Source organism: Celeribacter indicus (assembly GCF_000819565.1).
Taxonomy (GTDB): domain Bacteria; phylum Pseudomonadota; class Alphaproteobacteria; order Rhodobacterales; family Rhodobacteraceae; genus Celeribacter; species Celeribacter indicus.
The window spans coordinates 3,241,842-3,254,300 of record NZ_CP004393.1 but is presented as its reverse complement, the minus strand read 5'-3'; the positions used below and the strand labels follow the sequence as shown (position 1 = coordinate 3,254,300).

Annotated in this window: 13 protein-coding genes; 4 read left to right on the top strand and 9 right to left on the bottom strand. The window is 67.3% G+C overall.

The window, feature by feature from the left end; all coding sequences use genetic code 11:
* Positions 1–15: 15 nt before the first annotated feature.
* From P73_RS16070 to cobT, 3 genes are all read right to left on the bottom strand, one after another.
* Positions 16–357: a DUF427 domain-containing protein gene (locus P73_RS16070; protein WP_043871833.1), complete on the bottom strand. Its 342-nt coding sequence runs from the start codon at positions 355–357 to the stop codon at positions 16–18.
* Positions 358–426: 69 nt separating this feature from the next.
* Positions 427–2,211, bottom strand: a complete 1,785-nt coding sequence (locus tag P73_RS16065; RefSeq protein ID WP_043870357.1) for an aminopeptidase P family protein — start codon at positions 2,209–2,211, stop codon at positions 427–429.
* 62 nt (positions 2,212–2,273) lie between these two features.
* Positions 2,274–4,148 (bottom strand): cobaltochelatase subunit CobT, encoded by a 1,875-nt coding sequence (gene cobT / locus P73_RS16060; RefSeq protein ID WP_043870356.1) that lies wholly within the window; start codon positions 4,146–4,148, stop codon positions 2,274–2,276.
* 246 nt (positions 4,149–4,394) lie between these two features.
* Between cobT and P73_RS16055 the strand changes: the two genes are divergently transcribed.
* Entirely contained in the window at positions 4,395–4,979 is a 585-nt protein-coding gene (locus tag P73_RS16055; RefSeq protein WP_043870355.1) for an NADPH-dependent FMN reductase, read from the top strand.
* A 55-nt stretch (positions 4,980–5,034) separates the two neighbouring features.
* On the opposite strand, the gene P73_RS16050 is transcribed toward P73_RS16055, so the two are convergent.
* Both P73_RS16050 and cobS read right to left on the bottom strand, forming a co-directional pair.
* Positions 5,035–5,436 carry a hypothetical protein gene (locus P73_RS16050; protein WP_043870354.1) on the bottom strand — a complete coding sequence of 134 codons (402 nt, stop codon included), beginning with the start codon at positions 5,434–5,436 and terminating at the stop codon, positions 5,035–5,037.
* Positions 5,437–5,633: 197 nt separating this feature from the next.
* Entirely contained in the window at positions 5,634–6,602 is a 969-nt protein-coding gene (gene cobS / locus P73_RS16045) for a cobaltochelatase subunit CobS (protein ID WP_043870353.1), read from the bottom strand.
* A gap of 287 nt (positions 6,603–6,889) precedes the next feature.
* On the opposite strand from cobS, the gene P73_RS16040 reads away from it, so the two are divergent.
* The gene (locus P73_RS16040; protein ID WP_043870352.1) at positions 6,890–7,870 is read left to right on the top strand and encodes a DUF808 domain-containing protein; all 981 of its coding nucleotides are present in this window, start codon (positions 6,890–6,892) and stop codon (positions 7,868–7,870) included.
* Positions 7,871–7,948: 78 nt separating this feature from the next.
* On the opposite strand, the gene P73_RS16035 is transcribed toward P73_RS16040, so the two are convergent.
* Positions 7,949–8,584, bottom strand: coding sequence for a DnaJ domain-containing protein (locus P73_RS16035; protein ID WP_043870351.1), 636 nt, complete (start codon positions 8,582–8,584; stop codon positions 7,949–7,951).
* Between the two features lie 69 nt (positions 8,585–8,653).
* Here P73_RS16035 and P73_RS16030 point away from each other — a divergent pair, with 69 nt between their 5' ends.
* Positions 8,654–8,911: a BolA family protein gene (locus P73_RS16030; protein WP_043870350.1), complete on the top strand. Its 258-nt coding sequence runs from the start codon at positions 8,654–8,656 to the stop codon at positions 8,909–8,911.
* On the opposite strand, the gene P73_RS16025 is transcribed toward P73_RS16030, so the two are convergent.
* The 3 genes from P73_RS16025 to gatB form a co-directional block, all read right to left on the bottom strand.
* Positions 8,908–9,342 carry a DUF4177 domain-containing protein gene (locus tag P73_RS16025; RefSeq protein ID WP_043870349.1) on the bottom strand — a complete coding sequence of 145 codons (435 nt, stop codon included), beginning with the start codon at positions 9,340–9,342 and terminating at the stop codon, positions 8,908–8,910. The two genes, P73_RS16030 and P73_RS16025, sit on opposite strands and share 4 nt — an antisense overlap.
* 80 nt (positions 9,343–9,422) lie before the next feature.
* The gene (locus P73_RS16020; protein ID WP_043871832.1) at positions 9,423–9,911 is read right to left on the bottom strand and encodes a thioesterase family protein; all 489 of its coding nucleotides are present in this window, start codon (positions 9,909–9,911) and stop codon (positions 9,423–9,425) included.
* Positions 9,912–9,966: 55 nt separating this feature from the next.
* Positions 9,967–11,484 (bottom strand): Asp-tRNA(Asn)/Glu-tRNA(Gln) amidotransferase subunit GatB, encoded by a 1,518-nt coding sequence (gene gatB, locus P73_RS16015; protein ID WP_043870348.1) that lies wholly within the window; start codon positions 11,482–11,484, stop codon positions 9,967–9,969.
* 165 nt (positions 11,485–11,649) lie between these two features.
* On the opposite strand from gatB, the gene P73_RS16010 reads away from it, so the two are divergent.
* Positions 11,650–12,456, top strand: coding sequence for a transglycosylase SLT domain-containing protein (locus tag P73_RS16010; protein ID WP_245629187.1), 807 nt, complete (start codon positions 11,650–11,652; stop codon positions 12,454–12,456).
* Positions 12,457–12,459: the final 3 nt, after the last annotated feature.

Sequence of the window (12,459 nt, the reverse complement as noted above, 5' to 3'; positions counted from 1 at the left end):
CCGCGTCCGCCGGGATCAGAGCTGTTCGACGGCGGCCTTCGTCGGGTAGAAGGCGATATAGCCGCGCAGCGCCTCGGTGGCCTCCTTCGGCTCGTCATAGGACCAGGCGGCATCCGCGATCACCACGGATTTCGTATGGATCGCGAAATGCTTCGCCGACCCCTTGAACGGATCGACCGAAATCGTCTCCGAAAGCTCGAGAAAGGCCATGGCGAGATCTTCGGGCGGGAAATAGATCACCGGCGGGAAATCGCCCTCACTCAGTTCGAGCGCGCCGGACGTCTCCCCGAGCACCGCTCCGCCGGCCCGGACCACCCAGGTTCCCGGCGCCCTGCGTATCTTGATATGCTGCTCCACCATCTCGCGTCTCCCTCTTTATTTTCGGAATTTCGCGGACCCTATCAGCGTTTTTGCCCCAGGTATATGTCAGATCGGTGCAACAGCCTGCCGCAGCCAGTCCCGCGCCCCGTCCGACAGGCGCGGCGAAATCCGTGTCCAGACCTCGGCATGGTAGTCGTTGAGCCAGTCGCGCTCCCAGGGCGCCAGCTCGTCGGCGAGGATCAGCGTGCGGTCGATCGGCACATAGGTCAGGGTTTCGAAGGCGAGCATGTCGCGGTCCTCGTCGGCCCCCGCCAGCTCCGGAGCGGCCTGCACCGCGATCAGGTTCTCGATCCGGATGCCGAAGGCGCCCTCGCGGTAATAGCCCGGCTCGTTCGACAGGATCATGCCCTCCCGCAGGGGCAGGGTGGAGAGGCGCGAGATCCGCTGCGGCCCCTCGTGGACCGACAGGTAGGCGCCGACGCCGTGGCCCGTGCCGTGATCGTAATCGCGGCCCATCCGCCAGAGCGGTGCCCGCGCGAGCGCGTCGAGATGCGCCCCCGCCACGCCACGGGGAAAGCGCGCGGTGGAAATCGCGATCATGCCCTGGAGCACCGCGGTGAAGGCCGCGCGCTCCTCCGCTCCCGCATCGGCCAGCGCCACGGTGCGGGTGATGTCGGTCGTGCCGTCCACATACTGCCCGCCGCTGTCGATGAGCAGCAGCTCCCCCTCGCGCAGCGCCCGGTTGGTTTCCTCGGTGACGCGGTAATGCACGATGGCGCCATTCGGCCCCGCGCCGCAGATCGTGTCGAAGGAGATCTCCCGCAGCGCGTTCGTGGCCGTGCGGCATTCCTCGAGCTTCCTGACGATCTCGATCTCGGTCAGCTCCTCGGGCATCTGTTCGGAGAGCCAGGCGAGGAATTCCACCACCGCCGCGCCGTCCCTCAGATGGGCTTCGCGCGTGCCGGCGATCTCCGCCTCCGTCTTCACCGCTTTCGGCAGGATGCAGGGGTCCTCGCCCTCCACGATCTCCGCGCCCTTCAGCAGGGTCTTGACGGCCATCGGGGCGGAGCCCGGATCGAGCAGCACCTTGCCCGTCATCTCGGAGAGACAGGCGCCGAATTCCGAACGTGGCCGGATCGTGATGCGCGGATCGGGGCCGAGGTGGGCGTATTTCTCCGCCGCGTCGAAAAGCACGAGCCGCCCGGTCGTCGAGAGCACCGCGAAGGCCTGCACCACCGGGTTGTGGGCGATATCCATTCCGCGGATGTTCAGCAGCCAGGAGATCGAGTCGGGCAGGGTCAGCACCACGGCCTCCGCGCCCGTCTCCGCGACCGCGGCGCCGATCCGCTCGAATTTCTCCTCCGAGGTCATGCCCGTCAGGTCCACCGGCTGGGCGGTGACCGGCGCGGCGGGACGGGGCGGGCGGTCGGGCCAGATCCGGTCGATCAGGTCCGGCGTCGGCACCAGTTCCTGCCCGGTCTTCCCGAGCCGTCCGCGGACGGTCTCGATCTCCCGGACCGTGTGCAGCCAGGGATCGAAGCCGATCTTCCCGACCCCGGCGCCCGCAAGCCAGTCGGAGAGCGAGGTCTCCGGCCAGTCGACATAGTCGAAGATCTCGGGATCGCATTGCGCGCGCACCTGCACGCGGTAGCGCCCGTCGGTGAAGATCGCCGCCCGCTCGTGGAGCACCACGGCGAAGCCCGCCGAGCCGGTGAAGCCGGTGAGCCAGGCGAGGCGTTCGTCGCAGGGGGCGACATATTCGCCCTGGTGGGCATCCGCGCGCGGCACGAGGTAGCCGTCGAGCCCGCATTCATGCAGCGCCGCGCGCAGGGCGGAGATGCGCGGGGCGGCCTGTTCGGGGCGGGAGGTGACCTTAAAGCTCTGGAACATCTGGGAAATGCCGTTCTCGTTCGGAAGTGACTGTATGATCCGCGCCGCCGGGGGACGGAGGTTCAGGAGGCGTGCCGGATGCCCATCACCCGCGCACGGGCGCGCGGGTCGCTGTCGAACAGCGAGGCGAGCTGTTCGGTCATCGCGCCCGCGAGCTGTTCGACATCCGTGATCGTCACCGCCCGGTCGTAATAGCGGGTCACGTCATGGCCGATCCCGATGGCGAGGAGCTCGACCTGCTTGCGTTTCTCGACAAGGGCGATCACGTCGCGCAGATGCTTCTCGAGATAGTTCGCCGGGTTCACCGAGAGCGTGGAGTCGTCGACCGGCGCGCCGTCGGAAATCACCATGAGGATCTTGCGCGCCTCGCGGCGCTGGAGCATCCGGCGATAGGCCCATTCGAGCGCCTCGCCGTCGATATTCTCCTTCAGGAGCCCCTCCTTCATCATCAGCCCGAGATTGGCGCGCGTGCGCCGCATCGGCGCGTCGGCGGCCTTGTAGACGATGTGGCGCAGGTCGTTGAGGCGGCCGGGCTGCTGCGGGCGGCCCTGCTGGAGCCATTCCTCGCGGCTCATCCCGCCCTTCCAGGCGCGGGTGGTGAAGCCGAGGATCTCAACCTTGACGTTGCAGCGTTCGAGCGTGCGCGCGAGCACGTCGGCACAGATCGCCGCGATGGAGATGGGCCGGCCGCGCATCGAACCGGAATTGTCGAGCAGGAGCGTCACCACCGTGTCGCGGAACTCTGTGTCCTTCTCGACCTTGAAGGAGAGCGGCGTCGTCGGGTTGGCCACGACGCGCGCCAGCCGCCCGGCGTCGAGGATGCCTTCCTCGCGGTCGAACTCCCAGGACCGGTTCTGCTGTGCCTGGAGCCGGCGTTGCAGCTTGTTGGCCAGGCGCGACACGGCGCCCTTGAGCGGTTCGAGCTGTTGGTCGAGATAGGCGCGCAGCCGTTCGAGCTCGGCCGGTTCGGCCAGTTCCTCGGCCGCGATCTCCTCGTCATGGGCGGTGGTGAAGACCCGGTAGTTCGGATCGGCATCCGAGATCGGCGCGGGGGCGGGGGGCTCGACCTCGCTCTCCTCCTGCGGCAGGTCGACCTCCTCGGTGAAGTCCTCCTCGGCCATGTCCTCGGAGGAGAGCGTCGCCTCCTGCATGTCCTGCTGCTGATCCTGCGCGGACTCCGCGGAGGCGTCGTTCTCGTCCTCCTGGTCCTGATCCTCGCCCTCGCTGTCGGGCTCCTCCTCCTGCTCCTCCGCCTCGGCGCTCTGGTCCTCGTCCGTGTCGCTTTCCTCCGGATCGTCGCCGAGCTGGTCGCCATAGCCGAGCTCCTCGATCAGGCGGCGGGCGAGGCGGGCAAAGCCCTTCTGGTCCTCCAGGAGCGCGTCCACGTCATCGAGGCTGTTCCGGGTCTGGCCCTCGATGAAATCGCGCCACAGCTCCATCACGTTGTCCGCGCCCTTCGGCAACTCGCGGCCCGTCGCGATATGGCGCAGGTAATATCCCATCGCCTGCGCGAGCGGGGCGTCCTCGCGCCGGGTGATCCCGTCGTAGCCCCGGCGCTGCGCCTCGTTGCCGATCTTCGCGTCGATGTTCTTCGCCGTGCCGGGCATGTACCGCGCCCCCGCGGCTTCGCAGCGCGCGGTCTCGAGCGCGTTGTAGATGTCGAAGGCCATCTGCCCCGCCGGCGCGAACTTCTGGAACATGGCCGTGTCGTGGAACCGGTGGCGCAGCGCCAGCGCATCCGCCGTGCCGCGCGCGATCAGCACTTCCTCCTTCGACATCCGCCGCGACACCTGCGGCAGCCGCACCGTGTCGTTCGTCAGTCCCGAAGGGTCCATCGAATAGGTCACCGTCAGGTCGGGATCGTCGGCAAGCACCTTCGTCGCTTCCGCGAGCGCTTTCTTGAACGGATCGGCCGGGTTGTCGGAGGGTTTGCTCATGCGGGGCTCGGTCTTTCAGGCGGCTTCTGTCGTGCTCAGGCTAAACGCCCCGCGTGCGGATGACCAGCGGGCAGGCGCGGGAAAATGACGGGCAGGCCCGGATTTCGCGGGGGGCGGCCTTCGCGCACAAGACCTGCGCCGGGGTGAACAGGATGCGGCATTGTGACGCGACCCCGCGCGGCGGTAGACAGGCGCGACGGCGCGACCCTCCCCTTCTCCTTCCCTTCCGCGCCAGAGGAGTGACCGATGTCCACACCGAAAATCGCCATCGTGATCGGCTCGACGCGCAACGCCCGCTTCGCCGACAAGCCTGCCAACTGGCTGATCGAAAAGGCCCGGTCCCTGACCGACGCCCTCGATTTCGAACTCGTCGACCTGCGCGATTACGACCTGCCGCTGTTCAACGAGGCGGCCTCGAACCTCTGGGTGCCCTCCGAGGATCCGCGGGCGCTCGCCTGGCAGCGGAAGATGGCCGAATTCGACGGCTACATCTTCCTCACCGCGGAATACAACTCCTCGATGCCCGCCTCGCTCAAGAACGCGCTTGATCAGGCCGGCCGCGAATGGGTGCGCAAGCCCGCCGCCGCCTTCGGCTACGGTTCCGTGGGCGCGGCGCGCGCGGTGGAGCATCTGCGGGCGGTCGCCATCAACCTCCAGATGGTGCCGGTGCGCACGACGGCGAACATCTCCGGTTCCGATTTCTTCAGGGTCTCGCCGCTCGGATCGAACGAGGAGATGAGCACGATCGAGGCGGCGATCCTTCCCTCGGTCGAGGCGATGCTGGCCGATCTCGAATGGTGGGCGAAGGCGACGAAGGCCGCGCGCGGCTGAGCCCGTTCCTCCGCATCTTTGCGCGGGCCCGCCCCTCCGGCGGGCCTTTCGCACCTCAGCCGCCCAGCAGCATCGCGCGGCATTCCGCGAGCCGCTGGTCTGCCAGCCGCGCGGCGCGTTCCGCGACCTCGTGATCGAGCGAAAAACGCGCCTCGGCCAGCAGCCCGCTCTGGGAGACGTGCCCGGCGATCCGCAGCTTTTCATAGGCGCCGGTCTCGCCGGGCGGCACGACCGCGGAGAGCAGGTCCTCCATCGCGTCCCGCAGGGCGCGAATGTCCTCCCGCGGCGTGCGCGCGGCCTCCGCCGAAAGGCGTCCCGCACAATACGCGAAATCGCGGGCGAGGGTCGCGTCGGGCGGCAGCGCCCGGAGCGGCGCCGCGGGCAGGCAGAGTGCGGCCAGCGCGAGGGCCGCGCCGGTCAGGCTGTGGATGAAGACGTGCCTGCGCACCCCTGCCATGATCTCCGCGCTCCCCTGGAACCGTCATGGAACAGGTAGTGCCGGCAGGCCGGGTCCGCCAAGGGGGCGGGCGCGTTTTCGTATATCTCGTATATAGACATTCCCGGCGCGCCGCCGTCGGGACGCCGCCAGTCCCGCGCGGTCAAAGGAAAAAGGCGGGCCAGGGCCCGCCTTGTCCGCACCGGATCCGTTTCCGCCTATCCGGCGATGGCCGCCGCGCTCTCGGGCAGCTCCTCGTCGAAGCAGCGCTGGTAGAACTCCGCCACGGTCTGCCGTTCGAGCTCGTCGCATTTGTTGAGGAAGGTCAGGCGGAAAGCATAGCCGATGTTGCGGAAGATCTCCGCGTTCTGCGCCCAGGTGATGACGGTGCGCGGGCTCATCACGGTAGAGAGATCCCCGTTCATGAAGGCGGTGCGCGTCAGGTCGGCCACGGTGACCATCTGGCTCACCGTCCTGCGGCCTTTCTCGTTGTTGTAATGCGGCGCTTTCGACAGGACGATCGCCGCCTCCGCGTCATGGCTGAGATAGTTCAGCGTGGCGACGAGGCTCCAGCGGTCCATCTGTGCCTGGTTGATCTGCTGCGTGCCGTGGTAGAGCCCGGTCGTGTCCCCGAGCCCCACGGTGTTCGCCGTCGCGAAGAGCCGGAAACACGGATGCGGAGTGATGATCTCGTTCTGGTCGAGAAGCGTCAGCTTGCCGTCATGCTCGAGCACGCGCTGGATCACGAACATCACGTCGGCGCGGCCGGCGTCGTATTCGTCGAAGACGATGGCGCAGGGGTTGCGCAGCGCCCAGGGCAGGATGCCCTCCTGGAATTCCGTGACCTGCTTGCCGTCGCGCAGCTTGATCGCGTCCTTGCCGATCAGGTCGATCCGGCTGATATGGCTGTCGAGGTTGACGCGCACGGAGGGCCAGTTGAGCCGCGCCGCCACCTGTTCGATATGGGTCGATTTGCCGGTGCCGTGGTAGCCCTGGATCATCACGCGGCGATTGTGGGAGAAGCCGGCGAGGATCGCGAGCGTCGTGTCGGGGTCGAACTTGTAGGTCGGATCGATCGCCGGAACACGCTCCGAACTTTCGGCGAAGCCCTTGATCGTCATGTCCGTGTCGATGCCGAAGACGTCGCGGACGGAGATGACTTCGGTGGGTTTTGTGTTCGCGTCCATGATCGGGGCCCGTCAATTCTGAGAAATTTCGTCCTAGCCTGTTTGCCCGTTCTGCGCAGGGGGTGCAAGGGGAGAGGCCGCGCGGATTTCGCAACACCTTCGGCTTCTCCCTCTCCCGCGGCGGTGTGCCGGGGGATCGGGACAGGGGCCGCCCCGCGATAGACCGGCTGGGGGCGCGCGCAACTCCCCTTTCGGATCGCGGCGCCCCTGACGGGCGTTGTTGCCATGGTGCGCCGGGAGCCCTAGACCTATGGGGCGGAAACGAGAGAGAGTTCGGGGAACATGGCATGAGCGGTCTTCTGGCACTTCTGGACGATGTCGCGGGGATCGCGAAGGTTGCGGCGGCCAATGTCGACGACGTGGCCAGCCAGGCGGCGAAGGCCTCGGCCAAGGCCGCGGGCGCGGTGATCGACGACGCGGCGGTGACCCCGAAATACGTCCACGGCTTCTCGCCGGCGCGCGAATTGCCGATCGTCGGCAAGATCGCGCTCGGGTCGATCCGCAACAAGCTCGTGATCCTCCTGCCGCTGGCGTTGCTGCTCTCCGCCTTCGCGCCCTGGCTCATCACGCCGCTGCTGATGCTCGGCGGCTCCTATCTCTGTTTCGAGGGGGCGGAAAAGGTCTATCACCTGTTCCGGCCCCACGCGCCCCATGCCGACGGGCAGCGGCCCGATGTGGGCGACCCGATGCATCTCGAGCGGCAGAAGATCGCCGGCGCGGTGAAGACGGATTTCATCCTTTCGGCGGAGATCATGACGATCATCCTGTCGGGTATAGATCCCGAGAGCGCGATCTGGTTCCAGGCGATGGCCCTCGCGCTCGCGGGGATCCTCATCACGGTCGCGGTCTATGGCGGCGTCGCGCTGATCGTGAAGGCGGACGACGTCGGCCTGTGGCTGAGCCGCGTGGGGCGGCTGTCGGCGACGCGGGCCCTCGGGCGCGGCATCGTGAAATTCATGCCCTGGTTCATGAAGGTGCTGATGGCGGTGGGGACGGCGGCGATGATCTGGGTCGGCGGGTCGATCGTCATCCACGGGCTGCACACGCTCGGGATGCACCAGCCCTACGAGGCGATCCATCACGTCGCGGAGGCGGCGGCGCATGCTGTCGCGACGGCGGAAGCCTTCGTCGCCTGGGCCGTCACCGCCTTCTTCGACGGGATCTTCGGCCTGGCCTTCGGGCTCGTCCTGCTGCCGGTCGTGGCGCGGATCATCGACCCGCTCATCGACGCGGTGCGCGGCAAGCCCGCCGAGGAGGCGGGCCACTAGAGCGCGGGCAGGGGAGGCATCGCTGCGGCCGGCCGGGCGGCATCCCGCAACACGGGCGGAGGGCCGACCCGCCCGCGGTCACTTGAACCAGCGGCTGTCCTTGAGCTGATCCCAGGCCCAGACAACCTGCTGGAGCTGTTCCTCCTGCGACCGGTCGCCGCCGTTCACGTCGGGGTGCAGGATCTTGATGAGCGACTTGTATTGCTTCTTGATCTCGGCCTTGGTCCAGTGGTCCTTGGCCTCGAGGATCTCGATCGCCTGACGCTCCACCGGCGGCAGCTTGCGCGTCGGCGCACCCGGATCGGTCTTTCCGGGGTTGCGCGTGGCATTCTCGCCCAGCACCTCATGCGCATCGTCGATGCCGAGCCGGGCCCAGGCGCGTTCCTCGACCGACCGCTTGCCGAAGGGCTGCGTCGGGCGGTCGCCGGTCTGGGAACTCTTGAAGGCCGCGTCCATCTCGGCCTCCGTCGCATTGGTGAAGAAATTCCACTTGAGATTGTATTCGCGCACGTGGTCCTTGCAGAACCACTTATATTCGTCGAGGTGATCGGGCGACCGCGGCGCGCGATACTGCCCGGCCTCCTCGCAGCCCTCGTGCTCGCAGACACGCTTGGAGGTTTCGAATGCGCCGGACATGCCGCGGCGTCCGCCCCGCTTGTTCTTTTTCGCGGAGGACACCGACATGTCGAAACCGAAGGGATCTTTTTTATCCATCTGCCTCAACCTTTTCGACTCGGACGCAAGACTTTAGATGAGAACGGACCATTGGAAAAGGGGCAGCCCATGACAATTACCGATCAAATGCGTGAACGCCTCGAGGCGGCCTTCGCACCGCGCGAGCTGGTGGTCGAGGACGACAGCGCGAGCCACGCCGGACATGCCGGTAACCCCGGCGGCACCGGCGAGACGCATTTCAACGTGAAGATCCGGTCGCAGGTCTTCGAGGGCCGCTCACGGCTGGAGCGGCACCGGATGGTGCACAAGGCGCTGGGCGATCTGACAGGGCGTGTCCACGCCCTCGCGCTCGATCTCGACGCCTAGGATTCGCGGTCCTCGGCCAGCTCGTCGGCCACCTCGGGCGCGACGCGGCTCGCGGCGGACCCGGCGCCCTTCTCCGCCTTTGCGGGGAAGGGGACGGAGGGCGGCGGGGTGTCGCGGTCGGCCACCGGCCCGCGGCGCCGCAGGTCTGCGGTCTCCGCGCCGGCACGAAGCGTCGCGGCCAGCGCCGCCGCTTCGCCGTCGCGTTCGCGGCGGAACACCAGCACCGTGTGATAGTTCACCGTTTTCGAGGCGATCCCCGCGCGCTCTTCCGTCGGCAGGAGATCGGCGCGGACATATTCCCAGCCCTCCGCACCCTTCTCGTTCAGCACCGTCTGCATCGCCTGCGCGGCGCGCGCCTCGGGCGTTTTCGCGCCCTTGTTCTTTTCGCCCCTGCGCGGGGCGGGCACGGTCAGGTATTCGTAAAAGGGCATGGTCTGTCTCCTTGGTCGGCCACAGGTTTAGCGGAGCGACCCGCTGGGTCAATAGCCTGTCGGGCCCCGTCGGCGGAGGATCACGCAGCGGTGTTCGAAAGCGAGATCGAGCGGCCCGCCTGTGCCGGGCGCGGCAGGTCGGCATGGGCCTGTTTCAGCGCGGAAAGCCGTGCGGCGATCTCCGGCGGAAAGGGCACGACGCGCGGCCCGCCCATGTCGATATGCAGCAGAAGCTCCTCCGCCGTCGCCGCGATCCAGCCCTCGGCGTGATGGATCTCGTGGAACAGCACCATGCGCTTCGCGTCGGCATCCAGAAGCCGCGTGTGCACCCGGACGCTGTCGCCGAGCTTCAGCTCGCGCCTGTAGCAGATATGCACCTCCGCGGTGTAGGTCGTGTGGCGCGCGCGGCGGGCGTAGTCCTCGCCGAGCCCGACGAGCGCATACATCTCGTCGCCGCCCCGGTCCATGATCACGGCGTAAAAGGCCATGTTCACATGGCCGTTGTAATCGACCCAGCCGGGGTCGATCGCGATGGGGGAGGAGATATGCGGGGCGGGCAGATCGGTCATGGCACTGTGCGACGGCATTGCGGGAACGCCGCCCGTCCGGGCGGTGTCCCTGTCCTCAGAGGCCGAGCTTCTTCTTGACGAGCTCGTCCACGGCCTGCGGATTGGCCTTGCCCTTCGACGCCTTCATGACCTGGCCGACGAACCAGCCGGCGAGCTTCGGGTTGGCCTGCGCCTTCTCGACCTGTTCCGGGTTCGCGGCGATCACCGCGTCCACGGCGGCCTCGATGGCGCCCATGTCCGTCACCTGCTTCATCCCGCGCGCCTCGACGATCTCGGCCGGGTCGCCGCCCTCGGTATAGACGATCTCGAACAGGTCCTTCGCGATCTTGCCGGAGATGTCGCCCTTCTTGATCAGCGCGACGATGCCGCCGAGCTGGTCGGGGCTCACCGGGCTTTCGGTGATCTCGCAATCGTCCTTCTTCAGGCGGCCGAACAACTCGTTGATGACCCAGTTCGCGGAGAGTTTCCCGTCCTCTCCGGCGGCCACCACCTTCTCGAAGTAATCCGCATTCTCGGTTTCCGCCGTCAGCACGCCCGCGTCATATTCCGACAGGCCGAAGGCCTTCACGAAGCGCGCCTTCTTCTCGTCGGGAAGCTCCGGCAGGCTGCGGCCGATCTCGTCCACCCAGGCCTGTTCGATCTCGAGCGGCAGAAGGTCGGGATCGGGGAAATAGCGGTAGTCATGCGCCTCCTCCTTCGACCGCATGGACCGGGTCTCCCCCTTTGCCGCGTCATAGAGGCGGGTTTCCTGGTCGACCTTGCCGCCATCCTCGAGGATCGCGATCTGGCGCCGCGCCTCGTAGTCGATCGCCTGCTGGATGAAGCGGGTCGAGTTCATGTTCTTGATCTCGCAGCGCGTGCCGAGATGGGAGAAGTCCTGCGTCTGCTGGTATTTCTCGTACTGACCCGGACGGCAGACCGACACGTTCACGTCGGCGCGCAGGTTGCCGTTCTGCATGTTGCCGTCGCAGGTGCCCAGATAGCGCAGGATCTGCCGCAGCTTCAGCACATAGGCCGCCGCCTCCTCCGGTCCGCGGATGTCGGGGCGGCTGACGATCTCCATCAGCGCGACGCCGGTGCGGTTCAGGTCGACGAAGGACATCGCGGGATCCATGTCGTGAATGGACTTGCCCGCATCCTGCTCGAGATGGATGCGCTCGATCCGCACACGGCGCGCCACGCCCGGCTCCATGTCCACGATCACCTCGCCCTCACCGACGATCGGGTGGTAGAGCTGGGAGATCTGGTAGCCCTGCGGCAGGTCCGGATAGAAATAGTTCTTCCGGTCGAAGGCGGAAAACAGGTTGATCGCCGCCTTCAGCCCGAGCCCGGTGCGCACCGCCTGTTCGACGCAATATTCGTTGATCACCGGAAGCATCCCCGGCATCGCCGCATCGACGAAGGAGACGTTGGAATTCGGTTCGGCACCGAATTGCGTGGAGGCGCCGGAAAACAGCTTCGCCTGCGAGCTCACCTGCGCGTGGATCTCCATGCCGATCACGAGTTCCCAATCCTCCTTCGCACCCGCGATCACCTTCGGTTTCGGCGGGGTGTAGTCGAGATGGTCGAGCATGGCACGGGTCCTTCCAAATCCGGTCTGAACCGCGTTCTAGGCGGTTGCCCGCTCGCAGGCAAGGGGGCCGGTTTCCAAGCGGAGGCGTTTTGCGCAATATGCGCGCGGATTGGAAACAAGACGAGGCCGGGCAGGGCAGCAGCCCCGCAAGGGTATAAAACGAACATGAGACGATACCGATGCGTGTTGGGCGCCGCGTTCTGCGCGCTCGTTGTGACGGGCGGCACGGGACGTGCGGCGGAGACAGCGAAGACGGTGGAGACGAGCCCGGTGCCGGTGTCGCGCCCCTACGAGCTGAAGATGCCGGAGCTGCGCTGGAAATCGCAGCGCAACGGCCCCGCCTGGACCCGCGCGACGATGGGGGCGGTCAAGTCCCATGGCAGCCGCCTGCTGAGCACCATTCCGCGCGATATCGACAGCTGGTGCCCCGGCTATCGCGACCAGACCCTTCAGGGGCGGGCGGCCTTCTGGGCCGGCCTTCTGTCCACGCTCTCCTATCACGAAAGCACCTGGCGCGAGACCGCGGTCGGCGGCGGCGGGGCCTGGGTCGGCCTCGTGCAGATCTCCCCGCCCACGGCGCGGGCCTATGGCTGCGAGGCGCAATCCGCCAGCGCGCTCAAGGACGGGCGCAAGAACCTCGCCTGCGCGGTGCGGATCATGGCGCGTACCGTCGCGCGCGATCAGGTGGTGAGCGCCGGCATGCGCGGGGTCGCCGCCGACTGGGGCCCGTTCCATTCGCAGGACAAGCGCGCGGACATGCAGGGCTGGATCGCGAAACAGCCCTTCTGCAAGCTCGAGATCCGCCGCTCGCCGCTTCCGGTCTATCGCCCGGAAAAGGACGGCCCGCCGGCACCGCCGCCGACGCTTCTCGCGGCCAACGACATCTATATGGAATATATGGAAGCCGCGCTGTCCCTCGCGCCGGACCTGCCCTCCGCGCTCGCGCCGCGCTCCGTCTCCCGCACCCGCTGAGAC